We start from the raw sequence: 23769 nt of genomic DNA on the forward strand, positions 1-23769 counted from the left end.
AACAACGAGCTCTGTGCAAAACTGAGGCATCACCGGCCCGCTGGTGGATGCTAGCCAGCGTCTCGACATCAGGTTTTATCAAGGTTTTCCGAAGGTACACATGGTCGATACAACACAAGTAGTCGCCATCTAGACTGGCTATTGGTGGCCTCTTATGACAAGAAACCCTTGGTTTCTTAGCTTTCTAGCAGATTTCGGAGAGGCTCGGCGAAACCGCCTTTGGGCCAGCGCTGCATTCGCCTCCGGCTTGCTGAGCAGAGTAGTGCTGTTCGGGAAGTGACCTATCCGCCTGCGTCACCACCACCCAGCGAACAACTTTAGGATCAAAACCCACTGCCTTCAGCCGTTGGCCGATTTCCCTCTTCCGGTTCTACCCAGCGATGCTCGCAGAACTGCATGAAAGGATGCCACCAAGATGATAGCCTGGGTAATTCTGACTATCATCTTGTTTCTCAAAGAGAAATTGAACGTCTGTACGGCTGACAATCAACAATTTTCGACACTGCAGTTTGCAGTGATCCTCTAACACCTGCCTAAAACTTTTGTGGTTATGCTAACTGCCGCCCATCAACCGCATTCGTACGAAGTAGCGCCATTAGCATTGGCCCAAGCGAAAACTCGCCGCGTTCCGTGCGCCTCGTCAGGTCGCGAAGATATCCGCCGGGTGAACTGATGTGCCCTGCCCGCTCCAATACGCAAGCCATCGCAACCGCAGCGTTCTCGGGTCCCATCGCTTCACAGGCCTCCTGGTAGGCCGACGGGCTGACCCCGAGTGTGGTTCGCACCACCACTGCGGCGGTCATCAGCTCCCGCCAATGCGAGATTGCGCCACTTGTCGCGTAATCCGATATTTGCGGGCAAGCCCGAAGCACCATACCCAACGGGAAAGCCTTTATCGGCTCGGCAGTCGATCTCCGTTTTGGCATCATCTTCTCGCCCTGCTCGTTTCTGGAGCTAGGTTCAAGTTCATTTAAGGGTTCGGTATTTGAACTCTGTAAGTGATGACGGTCTCCGCTATCATTGGTGTCGGATTCTGTAGAAATAAGCTGAATTTTCAGCATGTTGATAGCTTCTTCGCTTAACAACGTCAGTTCGTCGAGGCAAGCTTCAAAAGATGCTGCTGTCTTTGCCGCCTTGAGACGAACAATCGCGGACACGAGAGCGTCTTCGACAGCTTGCCAGTTTCCTGCCACGCCTTCCTCCACCGCAGCGCTAATGAGCTTACGAATATCTCGGCGGGTTATCGTGATGCGCTCTTTCACGACGCGCAGCCGTCTGCTCTCCTCGGCGACCTGGTGAGCCATGATTGCGAGTTCTTCTGCGCGGGCAAGGAGAGGCGCGAGACTGAAACCGTAGGCGGTTTCGATCGCACCGTCGTTTCCTTTCCGAGCGTAACGTTTGCCGTTCGGGCTGTCATTCCGCTGGATAAGTCCAGCCTCGACAAGAATAGCAAGGTTTTCGCGTAGCGTCGTCCCTGCGATCCCGTTCGCGCGGATCGACAGCTGCGCGTTCGACGGGAAGACGACGAGATTGCTCTCTTCGCTGAGCTCCTGTTCTGGGTAGAACGTCAACAGCGCATTCAAGACAGCAAGAGCTCGGTCACGCAGACCGAGAGTCGCTCTTGCCTCGCATGCGCTGCGATAAACTTTCCACTTGTCGACGGACTTACCGGCCTTGATGTTTGCCCTGGCAAGCTGCGCCTTCACCAAGGAAAGCGTCATCGGTCGCCGCCCAAATGGCGTCGTCACATTTCCTATCTGCATTTTTCTCTCACCTTTCTAAAGGCAAAGGAAATCCGCTCACCAAACTGGCGCCAAAGACTCTTGACTACGATTCATGGAAATGCGATTCTCAGGCTGCTTAGACATGAGGAAGGCTTCCACGACGGCGACGTTTGGGGGCCTTTTTCTTTTGCCGCTATTTTCCTTCTGTCTCAGTTGATTTCAGAAACTCCTGATGAAAACGACCGAGGTTTTCGGCAATAAACCGACCAAACCTTCCAGCGTCGTTTGCCTTCAGTGAGATTGAGTAGCTCTTTCCGCTTCCCTTAAACTCTGCCCGAACACTTGAATCATCTGCGCGCCATTCGCTCGCATTGCTCGGGCGCTTCGAAGGCTTCGCTGCCTTCTTGATGCCCTTGGCAAGGAACTCGAAGCGCCCGTCCGATCCGAGCGACGAGAATGATGGATCGTCAACGAGCGTCCTTGCCAGTTCAAGCATTGCCGGTCTTTCGATTTGCTGCGCAAACTCGGTCCAGCGATCACGGCCTACTGATTTCGCCGCGCCAATCGCATTCGCGATTTCAGTTGGCACGCGACCGGATACCGAAAGCATCCGAGTTAGCATCGGCGCATCAACGGAGAGCGCGGTCTGGATCGTCGCCCTTTCATAAGACAGCTCGACCAATCGCTGGGCGAACATAGCGCGCTCGATGAAAGACAGATTTTCTCGCGCAGAATTTTCTTGACCCTGGGCGATGACGTGATCTGCGTCTGAGATTTCCTTTACGACAGCACGGACCTGGCGTCCGAGATCCTTGGCCACGCGCGCGCGACGATGCCCGAAGACAATTTGGTAGCGACCTTCAGCTGTCGGGTGAGGGCGGACCTGTATTGGCGTGTCTTGTCCCCGCTCCCGGATCGCTTCGAGGAGCTCGGCGTAAGCGACATCATCGATTCCCATCCGGTCTGAGACGAAAGAGGAATCTAACGCCTCGGGATCGAGCTCGATGATAGTCTCGCCTGGAACCTGTTGCGCAGCCTGTTCAACCTTGTCTCGAAGCTCGCTCAAGGAGCTGATCATCGACCTTGAAGCACCATGGGTGGCGTATCCAGGCGTTGCCTTACGCTCTATACCCGCGTTTGTGGGAGACGTTATGTTCGCGAAAATGTCCTTACGAGCCATGGACCCACACTCCGGGCTTGGTCATCTTCCTGATTTTTTTGCGGAAAGTCGCAGTTTGTACGGCTGACAACGGGTTATCCATTCCGACGCCCCCAGGCCTTCTGAAGTTGCTCGATAACTTCATTGTTGACGGCGTCCATCGACTCACGGGCTCGGTCATATGTCGCGGCCGTGAACAAAGCGCGCTCGACCTCATACAGGCTCTGCTTGGTCAGACCTGCGTCGGATACGGCAGTGGACTTGACCATATGATTTTTCATCATGTGCTCGGCAAACATCGATTGCATGAAACCGACCATTTGTTGCTGCGGTATATCGGTTGGCTCGTACCGCGTGACCAGATAGCGGAACCAGTCAAGGGATACGTCAACGCCGACGCCTTCGACACTTTTTAGGATCTCGCCCAGCATGAGCAGGAACTGGGACATCGACATGATGTCGAGCATCTGCGGGTGCACCGTGATTAGGACGGATGTTGCTGCCGTCAGAGCCGTAAGCGTCAGATAACCGAGCTGGGGAGGGCAGTCGACAACAACGACATCGTAGCGATCGTCGACTTCTGCCAAGGCGTCGCCGATACGGGTGTAGAACATTTTGCCGGCAGTCGAATCTTTTCGCTGCATAGCAATTGGTGTGTCGTACTCATACTCCTGAAGTTCAAGATTGGCTGGCACTACATCGAGGTTTGGGAAATTGGTAGGCTGAATTACGTCCTTGATCGACTTGCGTCCGTCGTCGTAGCGCAGTGCTTCGTAAAAGGACTTCTTTTCGTCTAACTCTGGCTGAATGCCATAAAGTGCGGTCAACGATGCCTGAGGATCGAGATCTACAGCGAGAACCCTGTAGCCCTTCAGCGCCAGGAACTGTGCTAGGTGAGCCGAGGTCGTGGTTTTACCCGAACCGCCTTTGAAATTGACGACTGCAATAACCTGCAGTTTCTCGTGAGCCTGCCGGTGCGGAACCCGATCAAGAAGTTGACGAAGTTCGTTTACCTGATCTGCGGTGTAATAGCGTCGGCCGGTCGAGGTCGTGCTTGGCTCTACGCCCTTTCCTTGGAGGTGCAGCTTCTTAAGATAGCTCTGCGAGACGCCGACAAAGTCCGCGACTTCCGCTAATGAGAACTGGCGAAGCGATTTCTGTGCGCTGGGCGGAAATTTTTCGCGCCGCAGCATGTCGAGTTTCGAGGATATATCTCCGCCCTGCGCGAGGATAATATCAGCGAAACTCGACATTTTCTCCGAAGTCGCCATTTTCACGTTCATTCAGCTATTCGCCTTTAGTCACGATAATTTTAAGGAACTGATCCAGTTATCGTGACAATTGCCCGATTCCCCACTCTGGGCAAGGGATTTAAAGTTAACAAGGAGTTAACACATTTTTCCCGATTTCATCGCCCAAGGAGAATCTGCGATCATTTACCGTGAGTTAACCAGATTCACTTCCTTTCGCCCAGTCATCACAAAATGCAGATTTGCACATGAATCTCCTCATCGTAGCTCCCCACACGCTCACTTTATACGAGCCGGACCAACGAGCCGCTAGAATCACCTGAGGTGCAGATCTGCACATAGGCACACGCTCAACGAGATGATTACTGTCCGCATGACCTTGTTCATGCGGAGATCATCATGCGGATATTGACCGTCGCACCCGACCAATGCGAGCGCCATCGCGACTTCCTGCGACAGATGCACCGTCTTCGCGCGACGGTATTCGGCGGACGTCTCGCATGGGACGTCTCCATCACCGCGGGAGAAGAGCGCGACCAGTACGATGATTGCAGCCCGACTTATCTTCTGGCAATTGCCAACGGTGGAAAGGTCGCAGGTTGCGTTCGTCTCCTTCCAGCTTCTGGTCCCACAATGCTGGAGCAGACCTTCCCCCGGCTTCTCGATGCAGGTTCGCTTCGCCCTCATTCTGGGATGGTCGAGAGTTCACGCTTCTGCGTCGATACCTCACTTATCTCGCAGAGGCAGGCGAGCCAGCTGCATCTTGCGACGCTCAGCTTGTTCGCCGGTATCATCGAATGGTCGATGGCGAGCGGCTACAGCGAGATCGTCACCGTCACCGATCTCCGCTTCGAGCGCATCCTGAAGCGAGCGGGATGGCCGATGCGGCGTCTCGGTGAACCGGCTCCGATCGGCAACACCATCGCTATCGCCGGAAGCCTGCCGGCCGACCGTGGCAGCTTCGAGCAGGTATGCCCTCCGGGCTATCAGTCGTTTTCCCGGACCGGCGAAGCATTACTCAGGAGCGCCGCGTGACCCAACTGCGCTCTCATCCTCGCCTGGTCCGTAAACTACAGGACGCGCTTGGCGACCAACTCTGCATCGCACTCGATGACGCCACCGTCGTCGAGATCATGCTCAATCCCGATGGCCGGCTGTTCATCGAACGGCTGGGGCATGGCGTTGCAGCTGCCGGCGCGATGAGCACCGCCGCAGCCGAAGTTGTCATCGGCAGTGTTGCTCATGCCCTGCAGTCGGAGGCCGACGACGAGCGGCCGATCATCTCTGGCGAACTTCCGATTGGCGGACACCGGTTCGAGGGCCTGTTGCCACCGGTAGTCTCCGGACCGGCGTTCACCATTCGCCGTCGTGCCTCGCGCCTGATCCCACTCACCGAGTATGTCAAGTCCAAGGTGATGACGGAAGCCCAAGCCTCCGCTATTCGCAGCGCGATCGACGCTCGGATGAACATCGTGATCTCGGGTGGCACGGGCTCGGGCAAGACCACACTCGCCAATGCCATTATCGCCGAGATCGTAACCGCTGCCCCGGACGATCGGATGGTGATCCTCGAGGACACCGCCGAGATTCAATGCGCGGCCGAGAACGCCGTTTCGCTGCATACCAGCGATACGATCGACATGGCGCGCCTGCTCAAGAGCACGATGCGCCTGCGACCCGACCGCATCATCGTCGGCGAGGTCCGCGACGGCGCGGCACTCACCCTTTTGAAAGCTTGGAATACAGGCCACCCCGGCGGCGTCACCACGATCCATTCCAACACGGCGATGGCAGCCTTACGCCGGCTCGAGCAACTGACGGCGGAAGCCAGCCAGCAGCCAATGCAGGAGGTGATCGGCGAAGCCGTCGATCTCGTTGTCTCTATTGAGCGAACGGGGAAGGGGAGGCGGGTCCGTGAGGTGATCCACCTCGAAGGATACCGCAACGGCCGCTACCAGACCGAACATTATGCCCAGATCGATGAGGACAGCCATGTCGCGTAAAATCTCCATTCTTCTAACCGGCGCGACGCTTGTCGCCATTTCGATCGGCTTCACCGATCCCGCACTGGCATCCTCGGGAGGCGGCGGTCTTCCCTGGGAATCGCCGCTGCAACAGATCCAGCAATCGATCACCGGACCTGTCGCCGGGTTTATCGCGCTGGCTGCTGTCGCCATTGCCGGCGCCATGCTGATCTTCGGCGGCGAGCTGAATGATTTCGCGAGACGACTTTGCTACGTCGCGTTGGTGGGCGGGGTACTCCTCGGTGCTACCCAGATCGTTGCTCTCTTCGGTGCCACCGGCGCCTCGATCGGCGAGGGCCACGCACAGGCCGAGCAAGGAACTCCCGAACCAAAGGCGACGCCGGCCACAGCAGGGGAGGGGGCTCATGGCTGAGGCCGGATCTTCTCTAGCGCGCTCGCGTGTGCACAGGGCATTATCGCGTCCGAACCTGTTGATGGGCGCCGACCGCGAGCTCGTGCTTCTGACGGCGCTGGCCGCCATCATCCTGATCTTCGTCGTCCTGACCTGGTACGCGGCACTGTTCGGCATCGCGTTCTGGCTGGTTGCAGTCTCGGCACTGCGCATGATGGCCAAATCCGATCCACTGATGCGGCGGGTCTACCTCCGCCACATCTCTTACAAGACGTCGTATCGCGCGACGTCGTCGCCGTGGCGCAAGTTCTAAGAGATGGTAGCGCTCAAATCATTCCGCCATTCCGGACCATCGTTTGCCGATCTGGTGCCTTATGCCGGCCTCGTCGATAATGGTGTCATCCTGCTAAAAGACGGCTCCCTGATGGCCGGTTGGTATTTCGCGGGTCCGGATAGCGAGAGCTCGACCGACGCCGAGCGCAACGAGGTATCGCGACAGATCAACGCAATCCTGTCGCGGCTGGGCTCCGGATGGATGATTCAGGTCGAGGCCATCAGGGTGCCGACGGAAGATTACCCAACCGAAGCCGAATCCCATTTTCCCGATCCCGTCACGCGCGCTATCGACGACGAGCGGCGCGCACATTTCCAGAAGGTGAGGGGGCACTTCGAAAGCCGGCATGCGCTAATTCTGACTTGGCGGCCACCGGAGCCGCGGCGGTCCGGCCTGACGCGCTATATCTATTCGGATACGGCCAGCCGCTCCGCCACTTACGCCGACAAGGCCCTGGAGAATTTTCTCACCTCGGTCCGCGAGGTCGAGCAGTATCTGGCCAATGTCGTGTCGATCCGCCGGATGATGACCCGGGAAACGCCGGAGCGTGGCGGGTTCCGCGTCGCGCGCTACGACGAGCTGTTCCAGTTCATTCGTTTTTGCATCACCGGAGAGAACCACCCAGTGCGCCTGCCTGATATCCCCATGTATCTCGACTGGCTGGCGACGGCGCAGTTGCAGCATGGCTTGACCCCAATGGTCGAGAACCGCTTTCTCGGTGTGGTGGCGATCGACGGTCTGCCGGCCGAAAGCTGGCCGGGCATTCTCCATACGCTCGACCGGATGCCGCTCACCTATCGCTGGTCTTCCCGATTCGTCTTCCTCGATGCCGAGGAAGCACGGGCAAGGCTCGAACGCACCCGCAAAAAGTGGCAGCAGAAGGTGCGGCCGTTCTTCGACCAGCTGTTCCAGACACAGTCGCGCTCCGTCGATCAGGACGCCATGATGATGGTGGCGGAAACCGAGGACTCCATCGCCGAAGCCTCCTCGCAGCTCGTCGCCTATGGCTATTACACACCGGTCATTGTGATATTTGAAGAAAACCCCACCCGCCTCCAGGAAAAGTGCGAGGCCATCCGCCGGCTGATCCAGGCCGAAGGTTTTGGTGCACGCATCGAGACGTTGAACGCCACGGATGCCTTTCTCGGCAGCCTGCCTGGCGTCTCCTACGCCAACATTCGCGAGCCGCTGATCAACACCCGTAATCTCGCCGATCTCATCCCGTTGAACTCTGTCTGGTCAGGAAGCCCAGTGGCGCCGTGCCCGTTCTATCCGCCGGCGTCGCCGCCCTTGGTGCAAGTGGCGTCGGGATCGACGCCGTTCCGGCTGAACCTGCATGTCGATGATGTTGGACACACGCTGATCTTCGGCCCAACCGGCTCCGGCAAGTCAACGCTGTTGGCGCTGATTGCCGCGCAATTCCGCCGATATGCAGGCGCGCAGGTGTTCGCCTTTGACAAGGGCGGCTCGATGCTGCCGCTGACGCTGGGCCTTGATGGCGATCACTACCAAATCGGCGGGGATATTGGCGCGTCCGCCATTGGAGAGGTAAAAGCCCTTGCCTTCTGCCCGCTGGCTGAACTCTCGACCGATAGTGACCGCGCCTGGGCCTCCGAGTGGATCGAGATGCTGGTGGCGCTGCAGGGTGTGAGCATAACCCCGGATTATCGCAACGCCATCTCCAGGCAGTTGGCACTGATGGCGGAATCCCGCGGCCGCTCGCTGTCGGACTTCGTCTCGGGCGTGCAGATGCGCGAGATCAAGGACGCGCTGCATCACTATACCGTCGACGGTCCGATGGGCCAGCTGCTCGACGCCGAGGAGGACGACCTGGCGCTCGGCGCATTCCAATGCTTCGAGGTCGAGGAACTGATGAACATGGGCGAGCGCAATCTCGTCCCCGTTCTCACCTACCTGTTTCGGCGCATCGAGAAACGCCTGACCGGCGCGCCTAGCCTGATCATCCTCGACGAGGCCTGGTTGATGCTCGGTCATCCGGTGTTTCGCGACAAGATCCGCGAATGGTTGAAGGTGTTGCGCAAGGCCAATTGCGCGGTCGTGCTCGCCACCCAGTCGATTTCCGACGCGGAGCGGTCCGGCATCATCGATGTGCTGAAGGAAGCCTGCCTGACAAAAATCTGCCTGCCGAACGGCGCGGCACGCGAACCGGGCACGCGTGAGTTCTATGAGCGCATCGGTTTTAACGAGCGGCAGATCGAGATCGTCGCAACCGCCATTCCCAAGCGCGAATATTACGTCGTCTCACCGGAGGGCCGAAGGCTCTTCAACATGGCGCTCGGTCCGGTCGCGCTCTCGTTTGTCGGGGCAACCGGGAAAGAAGATCTGAAACGCATTCGCAGCCTGCGCTCTGAACACGGGGCCGCATGGCCTCTTCACTGGCTCCAGCAAAGAGGGATCGCCCATGCCGAGACACTTTTCCCGACCTCTTGAGACACACCACATGGTCGTCGTCCTTGCGACCGCGCTTGCGATTACCTTGCCGCTTCCGGCTCGCGCCGGCGGCGTGACGGGTGAAGCAACCGAATGGACGCAGCTCGCCAACAATACCGAACTTATCTCGCTAGTCGGCAAGTCGGCCGAACAGGTCAACAACCAGATTACGCAGATCTCGCAGTTGGCCGAGCAGATCCAGAACCAGATCAACATCTACAACAACCTGCTGCAGAACACGGCGCAGTTGCCAAGCCACATCTGGGGTCAGGTCGAAGGCGACCTGAAGAACCTGCAGAATGTCGTGGAGCAGGGGCAGGGCGTCGCCTTCTCCATGGGCAACATCGACGATGTCCTGAAGCAGCGCTTCCAGAGCTTTTCCGAGATGAAAAGCAATCTGCCTGACGGGGCAGGCTTCTCGTCCACCTATCAGAACTGGTCCGACACCAACCGTGATACAATCGGGGGCACCTTGAAGGCCGCAAACCTGACGGCCGACCAGTTCTCAAGCGAGGAAAGCACGATGTCATCGCTGCGCTCGATGTCGGAATCGGCCGACGGGCAGATGAAGGCGCTGCAGGTCGGACATCAGATCGCTGCCCAGCAGGTCGCGCAGATGCAAAAGCTGCGCGGTCTCGTCTCCCAGCAGATGACGATGATGGGCACGTGGTTTCGGTCGGAACAGGCGCAAAAGGATCTCGCCCAGGCGCGCCGTGAACAATTTTTCAGCGGAAGCGAGCGCGACATCCGCGGCGGGCAGACGATGGAGCCCCGCTGGTGAGCCCGCGCCTTGTCATCATCCTTGCTGTCGTGGGGATCATCGCGTCCGGTGTCGTCGCCACCAGATGGATCGTCCAGCCAGCTCCAGCAGCCCTGTCCGGAACGGGCGAAGCGTCACCGCCGGCTGCATCCGACGCCGACCGCCGTGCTCACCGGGAAAAGTTCTTTGGTGGTGATGCCAACCGCGATATCCGCGGCGGCCAGGAGATGAAGCCGAGATGGTGATCGTTCGTCCCTCCCGGCGCATCGAGTTCGCATTTGTCGCGATCGGCCTCGTCCTGATAGCGAGCACGCCGGCCTTGGCGCAGCAAGGTCAAGTGCTGACGACCTTGGAGAACTCCGTCGTCGCGGCCGCCAAGGGCTGGGAGACGACGGTCATGGATGCGGCCCGGTCATTGTTCTGGATTCTGGCGGGCATCGAGGTCGGCATTGCCGCAGTATGGCTGGCAATTAACGCTGCCTCGCTCGACAGCTGGTTCGCGGAACTCGTGAAGCGCATCATGTTCATCGGGCTATTCGCCTTCATCCTGGATCGAGGGCCGGCCTTCGCCAAGGCCGTGGTCGACAGTCTCTATCAGATCGGTGCCGGCGGTGGGTCGGCCTCCCCCGCCAACATTTTTGACGCCGGTATTCGTGTCGCGACCAAGATGTCGGAACAGGCGAAGTTTGGCCTCTTCGAGGATAACTCCCTGGCGATCGCCGCCGTCTTCGCCATGGTCGTGGTCGTCGTCTGCTTCTCACTCGTTGCCGCGATCTTCGTCTCAGTCATGGTGGAAATGTATGTCGGCCTGCTTGCCGGCATGATCATGCTCGGACTGGGTGGCACGTCCTATACCAAGGACTTTGCCATCAAATATCTGGTCTATGCCTTTTCCGTCAGCATGAAGCTGATGGCGCTGGTGATGATCGCGAAAATCGGCTCGGACATCCTGCTGGGCCTGGCCGAGGCACCGACAGCCACATCAGAGCAGTTCATCACTACGCTCGCCATTGCCGGTATCTCGGTCGTGGTCTTCGTCATCGCCATGTATGTGCCGCCCATCCTGCAGGGTGTCGTTCAGGGCGCTTCCGTTTCCGGTGGTATGGAAGCCATCCGCCACGGTGGCCAGGCCGCATCCTTTGCTGCGGGCGCCGGCTTTTTGGCTACGGCAGCAGCAAGCAGAGGATTTCAAGCTGCAAGTGCGGCAAGGGCAGGGGGAGCATCCCTTGGCACTGCCGCGATGCGCGGCATGGAGGCGGGCATCGGTGGTGCCGCCGGCGCGGTTGGCTCGGCCGCCAAGGACAAGGCGGTCGGATCGCCCGGCGCCTATGCCGGGTCACTGCTCGGCCTCGCCAACGCCAAGCTCGACCAGCAGTCGGGCCGGACCGCATCGCCGCCTCCACCACCGCCCCTTAACGAGACCAAATAACTGGAGGCCGATCCGCCATGACTGGGCCCAATCCGCTCGATAATCCCGATCTTGCCAATCCGTACATCGCCGCCCGCAACGAATGGAACGAGCGCTATGGATCCTATGTCAGATCCGCCGCCGCCTGGCGCATCGTCGGCATAGCCGGCATGACCATGGCGGTGATCGGCTTTGGCTACGCGCTTTACCAGAGCACCCAGGTCAAGCTCGTTCCCTATATCGTCGAGGTCGACAAGCTCGGCACGGCCGTGAATGCCGGATTTCCGCAGCAGATCGAATATGCCGATCCGCGTGTGGTACGTGCGACCCTCGGCAGCTTCGTGTCGAACTTTCGAAGCGTGACGCCGGATGCGGTCGTGCAGAAGCAATATATCGACCGGACCTATGGGCTGCTGAGGACTTCGGATCCGGCGACCGAGAAGGTCAATGCCTGGTTTCGCTCTAACTCACCGTTCGAGAAAGCGAAGAATTCGACTGTCGCCATTGAGGTCAACAACATCGTCGCGCTGTCGAACCAAAGCTACCAGATGGACTGGACCGAATTCGAGCGCGACCGGCGCGGCAAGGAAACCGCCGTTCGCCGTTTTCGCGGAATTGCAACCGTGACGCTGACGCCGCCACAGGACGAGGGCGTCATCCGCCTGAACCCCATCGGTCTCTATCTCCGCGACTTCGACTGGACAGCACAGCTTTGAAAGGCATGGCCCGAACATGATTATCCCGCGAACAAGAACACGGGCCACCCTGACGGGCGCTCTCGCCTCGGCAATGTTGGCGTCTTCAGTGGTCGCTCCTCTGCATGCATATGCTGCCGATGGCGTCACCGCCAACGAAGCAAAGGGCATGGGTATCTCCACCCAGTGGCGCGGGTCGCGCGGCTTAGTGACCAAGGGTGCCGACGGAAAAGTGATCTTCCTCTACGGCGAGGTGCAGCCATCCGTCGTCTGCTCGCCGCTGCAGGTTTGCGATATCGAGCTTCAGGGCGGCGAGGTGGTCCGCGACGTGCTGGTCGGCGACACGGTGCGCTGGAAGGTCGAGCCCGCGACTTCAGGCGCTGCCGGTGGCCAGGCGATCCACCTGATCGTCAAACCGTCGGAGCCGGGTCTCGTGACCTCGATGGTGGTGACAACGTCGCGTCGCACCTATCACATCCAGCTCAAGTCTCATTCGACCCAGTATCTGGCGCGCGTCGGCTTCGAATATCCGGAAGATGTTTCGACAAAGCTCGCTGACATCAACGCCCGGATCGAGGCGACCACCATTCCGGGTGCAGGCGTCCCTGCAGAACAGTTGAACTTCTCCTATTCGGTTTCGGGCAGGGCCGGTTGGAGACCGACGCGGGTCTATTCCGATGGGCTCAAGACCTACATCCAGTTTCCACGCTCGATAACCAGTCAGGATGCGCCGGTTTTGTTCGTCACGTCAGGCGGGCAGAACCGGATCGTCAACTACCGGATGAAGGGCGACATGATGGTCGTCGATTACCATGTCGATCGCGCGGTGCTCGTGTCGGGGGTCGGCTGGAAACAGGAGAAGATCACCATCAAGCGGGGAGGGCGGTCATGAACATCCCTTTCTCCCATTCGCGCGCCTTGCAACCCCTCCGCAACTTTGCCGCAGCCTGTGCCCTCGCCATCCTTCTTTCCGGATGCCAGTCGATGGGAACAGAAGGGCTCGTTTCGAGCACCGCGCCACCGGAAATCTCCGGTCCCGCCGCCAGCGCAATCGCCGGCGATATGGTGAGCCGCCTTGCCGAACAGATTGGGCCGGGGAAGGCTACTATCGCGCTGAAGGTGGATGCCTCGCACTTCGGCCAGGCCTTGGAAGCGGCGTTGAAGGGATGGGGTTATGCCGTCGTCACCGACCAGAAGACAGATAGCGACGCGACGGTCATCCCGCTCGCCTATGTGATCTTGGCCATAGATGGTCAGGTGCTGGCCCGTCTATCGACAAACAGCGTCGAGCTCGGCCGCGCTTATTCCGTAACAGTAAGTGGCGCGACGCCGGCGAGCGCCTTGTCGCTTATGCGGCGCGGGTGAGGGAGGATCCTATGGTGCAATCCCTCAATCTCGGCGGCGCGCAAAACAGCCAGGCCCCATCCACTATCCGGCGGATCAACCGTCTGCCGATCATCGTCATTGTCGTCTTGGCGCTCGCGTTTCTTGGCGTGATCTTTTATGGGCTTGCATCCCGAGGACTGTACTTCGGCAAGGACACCGGCCCGGAGACCAGTTCGGGTAACCCGGCCTCAACCTATGCCGACCAGATCAAACGCGGCGTCACTGATGGCATTATCGGCGAACCACAGCAGCAGACCATCTTCCAGCCGACGCCCGTCGAGACGAAACAAGTCGACGAGAAGGCCGGCAATCCCTTCACGCCGCAGCCGGGGCAACGCGAGGTGCAGCAGCGCGGCCTGGAGCTCGAAGCGGAAGCCGTCTGGCGGGCTCGTCTTCAGCGAGAACAACAGGAACAGGTTTTACGGGAGCAGCAGCGCCAGCGGATGGCCCGCCTGCAGGCGAACAATGCTGCCTATGATGCGCCGCTTGCCATCGATCGCGGCAAATTGGGCGTGCGTGCTGAAACGCATGATGCGACCGCAGATACGGCTGCGAGAGCCGCGACAGCTCCGACAAACACCGGAAGCTCCCCCGATCTCTATGCGGCCGCGCTCCGCGCCGGGCTCGGTGCTCAAAACTTTGATCCCAATGCCCAAGGCGCCAAAGAGGACTTCTTCAACGCCGACCTGAAAGAGCTTGGCTACCTGCCGAACCGTGTCGTGCCTCAGCAATCGCCTTTCGAGCTGAAGCGAGGCTCGGTCATACCGGCAACACTGGTTACGGGCATCAATTCCGATCTACCGGGCCGGATCACCGCCCAGGTAAGTCAGAGCGTCTACGACAGCGCGACAGGCCATCGTCTGCTCATTCCACAGGGAACGAAGCTCTTTGGTCGCTACGACAGCAAGGTTTCCTTTGGACAGAAACGCGTTCTTGTCGTGTGGACCGACATCATTTTCCCGAACGGCTCTACACTGCAGATAGGCGGCATGTCGGGGACGGACGCGCAAGGATATGGTGGTTTCAGCGACAAGGTGAATAACCATTATTTGAAAACGTTCGGCTCGGCGGTGCTGATTGCCCTGATCGGGACGGGTATCGACATGGCCGTTCCGGAAAGTTCGACACTCGCGACCCAGGACACGGCCTCGGATGCGACGCGGCGGAATTTCGCAGAGACGTTTGGGCGGGTTGCTAATCGTACCATCCAACGGAATATGGATGTTCAGCCAACCCTCGAAATTCGCCCAGGCTACAAGTTCAATGTCCTTGTCGATCAGGACTTTATTTTCCCGGGTCAGTATCGAAACTGATCGCAATTGCGTCGATAGGAAAATATTCGACTTACCGCCTTCCAATTGTTGCCTGTATTTTTCTGGCGAAGGTGTCGATGATCTGATTGTCCGCTGCAGCAGCAAGCTGACACTCATCCGGCCCTCTGGGATGAACCGTGGTCGTCTAAGCTACACCACGTCCTGGGACACGATCGCACCGTCAACCAATAGCTTCACGACGCATGATGCATCTGCTTGATCGATATGGCCGCGTGATCGGATAAGAGTTGAGGTTGTCAAACTCGATCGCGTCGAACCCTTTCTCGGCGCAAACGTCGACGAAGCTCCTATTAGTGAAATGGTTACGAATCCTCTGTTTCGCGACTATACCATTCCGCTCTGCGGGATCGATCGTGTCTCGTGCTATCGTGCCGGGGCGTAACGCCAAACATCTGCTTATACTCTCGACTGAACTGCGAGGCGCTGGCATAGCCGCTGTCAAACGCAATCGTTGTGATCGTGTCGCCTTGCGCGACGACACGCTCGCGAGCGGCGAGAAGTCGGAAATGGCGTTGGTAGGCCAAGGGGCTTTTCCCAGTAATCGATCGAAAATTTCTGTGAAGCGATGTCACACTCATCCCAACCCGTGACGCTAGATCGCTGACACGCATCGGTTCGTAGCAATGGTTGCGGATCCATTCTGCTGCGGCTCGGACCTGGTCAAAGCGCCTGTGGCCTTTCGCTGCCATATGCAGCGTAGATCTCATAGGTCCCTTTGCCAGACGATAGACAAGTTCACGGCTCAGCAAAGGGGCCATAACCTCGATGTCGGAGGGTGAGCGCGAGAGGGTAAGCAAGCGAGCGACTGGATCGACAACGTCACGGTTAGCTCGACCAGATGAGAAAGCCGATCCGTCAACATCGTGAAAATTGGGACAGGCAAGCAGGATTTCGGCGACCATCGCCTGATCCAGAGTGAACGCGACACCCAGGTAGGGTTTCTCCAGCGAGGCCTCGATCACCTCCGTTTGGAATGGAAGGCCTAGCGATGACATTGCATAGTCCCCCGGGCGTATGACAATGTCCTGCCTAGCGATGACCATACGTTTTGCGCCTTGCAGGAGCAGATAGAAGCGCGGCTCGAAAAGCGCCGGCACTAAACCAGCCGGCTGGCATCCGCTGTAGATTGTCAAACCTGGAATGGCGCTTTGCGTGGATGAGCAGATGCAATTCAGGTTCCCGATACTCGTCGCATCGGCAATCATGTGTTCGCTTATCATCATTACCTCCCTCAAATGTATTGATAACGAAATGGAAGGATCAGGCAAGTCTCTGGCAGGATCGCTGAAGCCGCTGGGCAATTTCCAGCGCATTCTAGAATGCAGATGCATGCTGAAATGTTGGAGACGAGAGACATGGCTCGGCAGACAGCCCTTATCACAGGTGCCAATAAAGGCATCGGTTTCGCCATCGCGCGGCAACTTGCAGAAAGAGGATTTTTAGTATGGCTTGGATGCCGCGATGAGAAGCGCGGCGAATTGGCTGCGCAGATGCTGCGCGATCTTGGTCATGACGCACAATCCATTGTGTTGAATGTTGTGGATGACGGGAGCGTTTGTGCTGCGGCCGAGAAGATTGGACGAGAGGTTACATCTCTCGACGTTCTTGTGAACAACGCCGGTATGCACTTCGGTTATCCGCCACCGGCAAGCGAGGAGCCGATTGATCAGATGCGCGCTATGCTAGACGTTAATGCGCTCGGTCCCGTTCGTGTCACACAAGCGTTCTTGCCGCTTTTGCGCGAAGCTGAACGTGCGCGTATCGTTATGATGTCGAGCGGCCTGGGTTCAATCGAGGGAACTGCCGACATGACCAGCGAGAACTGGACGGTCGGGTTTGCGGGTTACTGCGCGTCTAAGGCAGCACTTAATATGTTCATGCTGAAGCTTGCAAAGGATCTCATGAACGAGGGCATCAAGGTGAATGCTGCCGATCCGGGGCTGACAGCCACGGATCTCACGGGACACATGGGTGAGCGCACACCGACTCAAGCGGCAGCGATCGCAGTTCAGCTCGCTACTTTAGATGCTCTCGGCCCGACAGGCGGTTTCTTCCACGACGGGACCTCATCCACGCTGGTGAGGCACCCTTGGTAAAAAGGTTGAATGCGTGGATGATGACGATATCAACGGTGGTTCAGTCTAGACGTAACTAGCGACCGGTGGCCCCTTCACCCTGGTCGAAACATCAAAGCCACCGACCGCCAAATAGAATCCGAGCCATGTCTCTACGTCAATTCGAGGGCATCGGATAGCGTGAAAGGTCAGGCGACTTTGGCTGATTGGAAAGGAACTTTGACGCGAAGAAGTCGCGAATGGTCGGCTTGCTGGCAACATTGAGCGTGCTGTGAAGCAGATGGATTCCGAGACGGCTGCGGGGGTGCATCAGACGTGTTCCAATCTTGGGAACGTCTTGGCCATGTTCAACCATTGGCCTCAACGCCTGTTCATAAGCAGAGAGCGCCGCTGCTGTATCGCGATTGAGTTCAAGCTCACCGGCCAACACGCACGCGCCTGTCAAAGAGAGTGTCGCACCAGTGCCTGCCAGTGGGGTGGCGCACCAAGCGGCATCGCCTGTAAGGACAACGTGCCCTTTCGACCATCTTTTCATTCGAACCTGCCTCTGCACGTCGAAATAGAAGTCGTCTGTTTTTTCCATCCCGGCGATAATGCGATGAGCTTGCCAACCTGCGTCCGAAAAACGCTCACGCATGTAGGCCTTCTGTTGTGTCTCATCCCATTTCTGCTCGCCATTGGCGACTTCTTGAATGGCAAAGTTTGCACGGGTGGTGCCGTGTGTGTCGGGTCGAAGCGAAATGCTGCGACCACCTGGTGCATTGTACCAACGCCATAGCCGATCATCCTGCGGCGAACGCGGGATAGTGAAATAGGCAATGGTAAGGTCCATCCAGCGAGGATCGTTCTCCCCTTTGAACACTAGCTCTCGGGTCGCGGACCCTACGCCTTCGGCAATAATCACCAGATCAAAGGATTCAGACTCCCCGTTGGAAAACGTCACCGCAGCACTGGCAGCACCATCCTGGATGTTCTTGATCGTTATGCCGAAACGATATTTGACATGTGAGCGGGCGGACTCATATAGCAGCTTTGCAAGATCCCCGCGCAGAATCTCTAACTCAGCCGTCGGCCCGTCGCTTTCCAGTTCCTTATTGGCAAATTCGGCTGCGATGCTGTTGTCGGCGTTAACCCAAGCGGTACCTTCCTCGCCGGTTCCGCGTTCAAGCGCCTTACCGTCCAGCCCCATACGTTTCAACACGTCTCGGCCGACGCCGCGCACGTCGATGTTCTGACCACCGTCTCGAAATTCGGTGGCACGTTCAATAACTGTTACGTCATGGCCGTAGCGGCCGAGCCACCAGGCAGCAGCGTTACCGGCAACGCTAGCGCCGGAGATAAGAATACGTCGGGACATGGATCGATCTCCTTTGCCCCATAAACATCAGACGTGATGTATTTGTTCCGTGTCAGCGCTCGAAATTTTCAATTAATCGCTGGAATAGCTGAACCATCAACGCTGCCTCTTGCGGCGAAAAGCCTGCTGTTCCTTTCGCATTAGCAGCAAGAAGCGCATCGCGTCCACGCGCAGCGGCTTCGTGGCCCTCACGTGTCAGTTCCACCATAGCGGCTCTTCCATCGGTCACTGAAGGCGAGCGCTGAACCATGTTCAAGGCTTCTAATTTATCGAGAAGTGCGACCATCGCAGGCTGTTTGACCGCCGATGACCGCACCAGATCGCGCTGCAACATTGCTCCCTTCCACGACAGAAGCATGATAGGGCCAATGAGAGAAAGCGAGAGCCCGTGCGGTCTAAGATCCGCATCCACCAACCGGTTAAAGACCCGAGCGGCATGATTTGCTAGATAGCCCGGTGCAACGGCCGCCTCCGGATGAATTTGTTGCTCGTGTTTCGGCATAGAACTCTACTATGCTAAACACGAGCTAGAGGCCAGCACACTTCTACGGCGGGCCCGTCCTTCAAACCGGCTCGCATAGGTGCGACGGCTACTTTGACATTCGATAACTGCTTCGTATTTGAAACGGTTGCGAATTTGTCGGAGAGACACGAACGTCTTTCTCAACCGCGTCTTTTCGACAGATCAGCCACGACCGCAAGGAAGATAATCCCTATGCCAAGTGCTGTTTGCCAATGTACGGAATTGTAGGGCGACGCGCTTTGAATGGCGAAGGCAAAAACAGGAATCATGGCGAACAGAACGGTAACGGTGTGCGTGTCGGCGCGCTTGATGCCGACTTGGTTCAGGTAGAGAGGTAGGATCACGCCCAAAGCGGCGACAGCGACACTGACTAAAATAATTGTCCAACTCCAATGAACGGTCGCCAGATCATAAGTCCCGTGAGCCATCGCCAGGGAGAGGGGTACGATCAGGTAGAACCGATGCGCCAGGACCGTGCCGGATCTCCAGCCGCGGTCGAGTAGCGCCCTAGACGACAGGGTGACGATCACAACGCCGCACCCCGTCACAACGCTCGCCAACACGCCCAACCAACGCGAATCGACTGTTGAGGCCGTCAGGGGATCACCGTGCGTCGCGGCCACAGCAAGCACCGTTCCACCCAAAAGGACGCCAAGGCAAACCGCAACTCGGCGAACACTGGGAATCGATCCGGTCATAGCAGTGCCGATCAGCGTTGCAGCAAGCGGTCCCACGCCGACGTTGATCGCGCTGGCTGCCGCCGACTCTATGAGCTGCAAGGCGTAGAAGAACGGCACGAAGGTTGCAACTGTGCCAATGTTGAGCACCAAAAGCGGCTTGCATGCCGCAAGACGTACGCCCCCTCCCGAAAGCGCAAGAAACAGGATGGCTGCGGCGAGAAAGCAATAGGCAACGAATGCAGGTGAAGGAATGGCGGCTAGGAACGTGCTGTAGGCCACCTGACCAAAGGCTTGCAGGACGGCGGACAGCAGGATCGCCGCCCGCCCGCTTAGTTGAGCGCGTGAGAACATCACGGCACCTTCTAATGTGACGGCTCGGCGAACACCTTGGTAAGGAAGCCGACGATCTGCTTAAACGCGAGCTGGCGTGTGGGCTCCATCAGAAGCATGTGCGTGCTGTCCGCGATCTCGTTATAGACGCGCTCGCTGGTGCCCGTCAGACGGTCGAACAGGTCGAGCGCCATGTCCCGGCGCACGTCCACGTCCAGGGTCCCGCGCAGGATCAGCGTCGACGCGGTGATTGTGGACGGATCGTAGAGGGGCTTTCCGGCGGTCCAATGTTCACGTACGTCAGCTACCGCGCCACTGGGCGCGCGAATGAACCCGTGAGGTGCTTGCGAGTCGGTCGCCTCAGTTACCTCCTCCCACCGGTCGAACCATCCGTCCGGCAGGAACGTGGCGCGACGATCCTCGGGAACGGGGGCAAGCCACGCCTGCCGATAGGAGGCCACCTCGACATTGCGATGGGTAGCGATCGGAGCACCGGGATCGAAGCGGAGCGGTGTCGCCGACAGCCAGAGCGGGGCGGCCAGCACCAGCGCATCGAGCCGAGCCTGGCGGCTCGCGTAAAGTCCGGCAATGGACGCACCCCACGACATTCCTAACAACCCGAGACGGACCGGTCCGTGGTTGGTTCGGATGTGGTCGAGGGCCGATGCGACATCGTCAACGGCCTCAACCGCTCGCACCAGGGGCGCCTCAGTGCCGGGGTCTTCAGCCATCCGCTGTGGCCGGGTCGAGCCGCCATAGCCCCGTACGTCAAGCGCCCAGGCGTCGATCCCCGCCAACGCCAAGGCGTCCATCAGCGATTGGCCGCCCACGTCTACGTCGAACAAGCTGACGGAGGGAAACGTGGCCCCGTGCACGAGAAGAACGGAACCGATCACGTCGCGGTTGGCCGGAGACTTGTTGCGCAGAAACAGCTCGATCCCATCGGTCTTGCCTGGGATCAGCGTATCGGTTGTCGTGACGCCAAGATGGCGTGCGGTTTGCGGCTGCTGGCTCATGCGACAGTTCCCTCGATAAAGGTCCAAACAAAAGCGTCACCGTCGCGGGTCACGCGGCCCGCCGAACTCTCCGCGAAATGCGTCGTGAACACCGTAGCGCCGGTGTCAGCAGCCCAGGCCAACGCCTTCCGTCGGGCCGTAACCGCAGCGTCCGGGAACTCGCAGAAGACGGAGTTCCATTCAGTGGCCGTCACTTGGACAGGATGGTGGAGGACATCGCCCCAGAACAGGGCGTGGTGTCCGTTCGAGTTCAGCAAGATCGCGGCGTGGTCAATGCTATGCCCGGGTAGGGAATGGTAACTGAAGCCCGGCAACACCTCGCCCTCACCCACCTTGACCCGCTCGATCAAACCGGCCGAAGATACAGGCGCGACGCTGTCGGTATAGATGCCAGCGGCAGGAAGATGACTCATGGGACCCAAATCAGCGACTTGCCGCAAGGCGTTCGCCTTGGCCTCGTCGTCCGCATCCACGGCCGCGCCGTAGTCCAGTTCCACGCCGGAAGCGAGGTAGCGGGCATGGGGGAAGGTCGGGACCCAAGCGCCGTTTTGGAGGCGTGTGTTCCATCCGACGTGATCGGCGTGAACGTGAGTCATTAGAACGGCGTCCACATCGTCCAGTTGGACACCCGCCCGCGCCAGCCGCTCAAGGTAGGGCTCTTTCAACTGGTCGAGCGGGGGCATGGTGGGGCGCTGCTTGTCGTTGCCCGTCCCCGTATCGATTAGGACTGTCAGGCCCCCGATCTCGACAAGCCAAGTGTGGATGCTCTGGCGCAGCGTGCCGGTGGATGGGTCGAATGAGCCGGCCGACAAAGGCCGTGCGCCGATGCGAACCTGTTCGGGATCAACACTGGGGTAGAGGAAGGCGGCGTCAACGCCGTCGAGATTGAGTTCGCTGATACGGGTGATCCTGGCGTCACCCACCTGAAAATGTCGCATTGCGGCTCCTTGCTGTTACCTTGGCGAAGGTACGCCGAAAGACATTCATCAATCAAATCGATGTGAATGATATAGCCTATCGATATATTCGATTTACGCGGATTTTTTTATGACCATTTTGATTGCGGTCGACGCGCTCATATGCGAGCGCTCGGTCACCAAGGCGGCGAAGCGCGTGAGGGTAGGCCAGCCATCCATGGGTCATTTGCTGGCGACGCTAAGCGTTCTTCCGCGAGACGAACTGGTGGTGCTCGTTGGCCATAGCGTGAGCCCACACAACATTAGCTTCTGCTTCACGAATGGGTCGCCCAAGCTCCGGAAATCTTCCAAGGTGCAGTGCGGGTGTCGCCAGCTTTCGAACGTGCGATCGAGAAACGCATGTTCCAGCTCGGCTTTGCGAGTGACTCGAAGCTGGCGCTGATGCCACTACCGATTGCTGTGCTTCGACCCAAAGCACCGAGGCGTGCGAGTGGTAGGTCATTTGGCCGATCCACGCGATGTAAAATGTGCCCTTGAAGAGAGCGGTTGGACCTAGCGCTCGGCTGCTTCAACCCTCGCGGCAACCGGCTTCGCATCCGGGTCATATATCAGCAGGAACTACGCTGCGTCTGGCCCCCGGAACAGCTTCCGATCAAACCACCGCTCACGCGATCGCTCCACTTGGGCGCTGCCAATGTCGCCGACGGCCCATCTAAGATCGCACTGGACCTGTAGCTTGTCGTATGATGCGAGTATTTTTGCGAAGTCTATTCTATCACCGCCTGAACCAGATCTGCTACCTGCGAACGAATCCATTCTGTGGCAGGCTCACGATCTAGATGGGCTGACCATACCATAGCGATAGGATTGACCGTAAGTTCAAGCGGCACAGGGCTTTCCGTCAATCCAAACAATGGGGCGTACCGTTTGATAATCCGTGTCGGTAGCGTCGCAAGAAGCGGCGCGACCTTTGCAGTAGACAAAACGGTGAGAAACTCGGGCGCTGCCATCGCTACGTTCAACCGAACGCCGATTTTATCTAGAGCCTCGTCCAAGCATCCTTCAATGGCATCTTTTTGCGACACCATAACGTGTTCGCCTTTCAGATACGCACCTCGGCTGATTGGGCCCCGAATTGGAAGGAGATTTTCATTGTAGCAACACATCAATGATTGTTCGAACAACTGTCGGTGACGATGGCGGCTGTTTCCTTTCCCGTAGCAGCCGACGCCGAGATCAATGACGCCCTCGTCCAGCAAACGATGGACCTGCTCGGGAGAAACTGCGCGAGCGAGTAGTTTAACCCCTGGTGCTTCCTTCCGTAACTTAGCAGTGAGCTCTGGCATCAAGATAACCTCGAGCTCACTCGAAAATCCAATGCGGAATATCCGCGACTCCTTCGACGGATCAAAACTTTCCGAGATGATCAGTGCATTGTGCGCCTGCGCAAGAATTTGCTGAATGGTCGGGGCGAGAGCATGCGCCCTCGGTGTGGGCTTCATCACCTGACCTACTCGGACAAACAGCTCATCCTGAAATAATGTTCTTAAAGTTGATAGATTGTGGCTCATTGCAGGCTGTTGGATCTTTAGTCGCCCAGCAGCTTGCGTCACGCTCCGGTCGCGCATCAAAGCGTCAAAAGCGACAAGGAGATTGAGGTCGAAAGACCATAAATTGAAATGATCAATGGAGACTATATCTTTCATCGATTTGATTATTAGCCCGCCTTGCTCTTAAAGTCTAGGTCTTCTGAGTCGGCCAAGTCTCCATCAAAACGAGGCCATCATGACTCATGAAAGCAAAGTCCACCAAATCGGCGACGTGACAATCCAAAAAGTCACTGAACAGCCACTTTGCAACTTTCCCCAAAGTTGCCTTAACAATCTCGCGACGACAGAGGATGTGGACGGTGTTCAGGCTCATCTTAAGTTTAGGTAGACGCTCGCGTTGCTGCTGGACGCCTGCCGAAATGCCCTTCTATTCGGTGTTTTTGC

Annotated in this window: 23 protein-coding genes; 13 read left to right on the plus strand and 10 right to left on the minus strand. The window is 58.2% G+C overall.

Annotation, left to right across the window (positions count from 1 at the left end; translation table 11 throughout):
• Positions 1–548: 548 nt before the first annotated feature.
• The 3 genes from repC to repA all read right to left on the minus strand — a co-directional run bounded on the left by repC (position 549) and on the right by repA (position 4166).
• On the minus strand, positions 549–1763 hold the full coding sequence (repC, locus tag ACQY1J_RS22435) for a plasmid replication protein RepC (RefSeq protein ID WP_430252120.1): 1215 nt from the start codon (positions 1761–1763) through the stop codon (positions 549–551).
• A gap of 154 nt (positions 1764–1917) precedes the next feature.
• Positions 1918–2904, minus strand: coding sequence for a plasmid partitioning protein RepB (repB, locus tag ACQY1J_RS22440; RefSeq protein ID WP_430252122.1), 987 nt, complete (start codon positions 2902–2904; stop codon positions 1918–1920).
• Positions 2905–2978: 74 nt separating this feature from the next.
• Positions 2979–4166, minus strand: coding sequence for a plasmid partitioning protein RepA (gene repA / locus ACQY1J_RS22445; RefSeq protein WP_430252124.1), 1188 nt, complete (start codon positions 4164–4166; stop codon positions 2979–2981).
• Positions 4167–4532: 366 nt separating this feature from the next.
• Here repA and traI point away from each other — a divergent pair, with 366 nt between their 5' ends.
• The 12 genes from traI to trbI all read left to right on the plus strand — a co-directional run bounded on the left by traI (position 4533) and on the right by trbI (position 14856).
• Positions 4533–5168 (plus strand): acyl-homoserine-lactone synthase TraI, encoded by a 636-nt coding sequence (traI, locus tag ACQY1J_RS22450; protein WP_430252126.1) that lies wholly within the window; start codon positions 4533–4535, stop codon positions 5166–5168.
• Positions 5165–6136, plus strand: coding sequence for a P-type conjugative transfer ATPase TrbB (trbB, locus tag ACQY1J_RS22455; protein ID WP_430252128.1), 972 nt, complete (start codon positions 5165–5167; stop codon positions 6134–6136). The genes traI and trbB overlap by 4 nt, the downstream gene beginning before the upstream one ends.
• The gene (gene trbC, locus ACQY1J_RS22460) at positions 6126–6530 is read left to right on the plus strand and encodes a conjugal transfer pilin TrbC (RefSeq protein ID WP_430252130.1); all 405 of its coding nucleotides are present in this window, start codon (positions 6126–6128) and stop codon (positions 6528–6530) included. The genes trbB and trbC overlap by 11 nt, the downstream gene beginning before the upstream one ends.
• Positions 6523–6822 (plus strand): conjugal transfer protein TrbD, encoded by a 300-nt coding sequence (locus ACQY1J_RS22465; protein ID WP_430252132.1) that lies wholly within the window; start codon positions 6523–6525, stop codon positions 6820–6822. The genes trbC and ACQY1J_RS22465 overlap by 8 nt, the downstream gene beginning before the upstream one ends.
• 3 nt (positions 6823–6825) lie before the next feature.
• The gene (locus ACQY1J_RS22470) at positions 6826–9294 is read left to right on the plus strand and encodes a conjugal transfer protein TrbE (protein WP_430252134.1); all 2469 of its coding nucleotides are present in this window, start codon (positions 6826–6828) and stop codon (positions 9292–9294) included.
• Between the two features lie 10 nt (positions 9295–9304).
• On the plus strand, positions 9305–10075 hold the full coding sequence (gene trbJ, locus ACQY1J_RS22475; protein WP_430252136.1) for a P-type conjugative transfer protein TrbJ: 771 nt from the start codon (positions 9305–9307) through the stop codon (positions 10073–10075).
• On the plus strand, positions 10072–10299 hold the full coding sequence (trbK, locus tag ACQY1J_RS22480) for an entry exclusion protein TrbK (protein ID WP_430252138.1): 228 nt from the start codon (positions 10072–10074) through the stop codon (positions 10297–10299). The genes trbJ and trbK overlap by 4 nt, the downstream gene beginning before the upstream one ends.
• Positions 10293–11483, plus strand: a complete 1191-nt coding sequence (trbL, locus tag ACQY1J_RS22485; protein WP_430252140.1) for a P-type conjugative transfer protein TrbL — start codon at positions 10293–10295, stop codon at positions 11481–11483. The genes trbK and trbL overlap by 7 nt, the downstream gene beginning before the upstream one ends.
• 17 nt (positions 11484–11500) lie before the next feature.
• Positions 11501–12178, plus strand: coding sequence for a conjugal transfer protein TrbF (locus ACQY1J_RS22490; RefSeq protein WP_077122583.1), 678 nt, complete (start codon positions 11501–11503; stop codon positions 12176–12178).
• A 73-nt stretch (positions 12179–12251) separates the two neighbouring features.
• Positions 12252–13049: a P-type conjugative transfer protein TrbG gene (gene trbG / locus ACQY1J_RS22495; protein WP_430252142.1), complete on the plus strand. Its 798-nt coding sequence runs from the start codon at positions 12252–12254 to the stop codon at positions 13047–13049.
• Entirely contained in the window at positions 13046–13522 is a 477-nt protein-coding gene (gene trbH / locus ACQY1J_RS22500) for a conjugal transfer protein TrbH (protein ID WP_430252144.1), read from the plus strand. Before trbG ends, trbH begins: the two co-directional genes overlap by 4 nt.
• An 11-nt stretch (positions 13523–13533) precedes the next feature.
• Positions 13534–14856, plus strand: coding sequence for an IncP-type conjugal transfer protein TrbI (gene trbI / locus ACQY1J_RS22505; RefSeq protein WP_430252146.1), 1323 nt, complete (start codon positions 13534–13536; stop codon positions 14854–14856).
• 323 nt (positions 14857–15179) lie between these two features.
• On the opposite strand, the gene ACQY1J_RS22510 is transcribed toward trbI, so the two are convergent.
• Entirely contained in the window at positions 15180–16190 is a 1011-nt protein-coding gene (locus tag ACQY1J_RS22510; protein ID WP_430252148.1) for an AraC family transcriptional regulator N-terminal domain-containing protein, read from the minus strand.
• 42 nt (positions 16191–16232) lie between these two features.
• Between ACQY1J_RS22510 and ACQY1J_RS22515 the strand changes: the two genes are divergently transcribed.
• Positions 16233–16973: an SDR family NAD(P)-dependent oxidoreductase gene (locus tag ACQY1J_RS22515; protein WP_430252150.1), complete on the plus strand. Its 741-nt coding sequence runs from the start codon at positions 16233–16235 to the stop codon at positions 16971–16973.
• Positions 16974–17109: 136 nt separating this feature from the next.
• Here the strand turns inward: ACQY1J_RS22515 and ACQY1J_RS22520 are convergent, their stop codons facing one another.
• The 6 genes from ACQY1J_RS22520 to ACQY1J_RS22545 form a co-directional block, all read right to left on the minus strand.
• The gene (locus ACQY1J_RS22520; protein WP_430252152.1) at positions 17110–18309 is read right to left on the minus strand and encodes an FAD-dependent monooxygenase; all 1200 of its coding nucleotides are present in this window, start codon (positions 18307–18309) and stop codon (positions 17110–17112) included.
• Between the two features lie 52 nt (positions 18310–18361).
• Complete coding sequence (locus ACQY1J_RS22525) at positions 18362–18811, minus strand: MarR family winged helix-turn-helix transcriptional regulator (protein WP_430252154.1); 450 nt, start codon at positions 18809–18811, stop codon at positions 18362–18364.
• Positions 18812–18972: 161 nt separating this feature from the next.
• A complete protein-coding gene (locus tag ACQY1J_RS22530) occupies positions 18973–19863 on the minus strand; it encodes a hypothetical protein (protein ID WP_430252156.1) in 891 nt (296 codons plus the stop codon).
• An 11-nt stretch (positions 19864–19874) separates the two neighbouring features.
• Positions 19875–20885 carry an alpha/beta hydrolase gene (locus ACQY1J_RS22535; RefSeq protein WP_430252158.1) on the minus strand — a complete coding sequence of 337 codons (1011 nt, stop codon included), beginning with the start codon at positions 20883–20885 and terminating at the stop codon, positions 19875–19877.
• On the minus strand, positions 20855–21796 hold the full coding sequence (locus tag ACQY1J_RS22540; RefSeq protein WP_430252160.1) for an MBL fold metallo-hydrolase: 942 nt from the start codon (positions 21794–21796) through the stop codon (positions 20855–20857). The genes ACQY1J_RS22535 and ACQY1J_RS22540 overlap by 31 nt, the downstream gene beginning before the upstream one ends.
• Positions 21797–22542: 746 nt before the next feature.
• A complete protein-coding gene (locus ACQY1J_RS22545; RefSeq protein WP_430252162.1) occupies positions 22543–23481 on the minus strand; it encodes a LysR family transcriptional regulator in 939 nt (312 codons plus the stop codon).
• Positions 23482–23769 lie beyond the last annotated feature (288 nt).

Origin of the sequence: Neorhizobium sp. DAR64860/K0K1 (assembly GCF_050500205.1) — a bacterium.
GTDB lineage: Bacteria > Pseudomonadota > Alphaproteobacteria > Rhizobiales > Rhizobiaceae > Neorhizobium > Neorhizobium soli.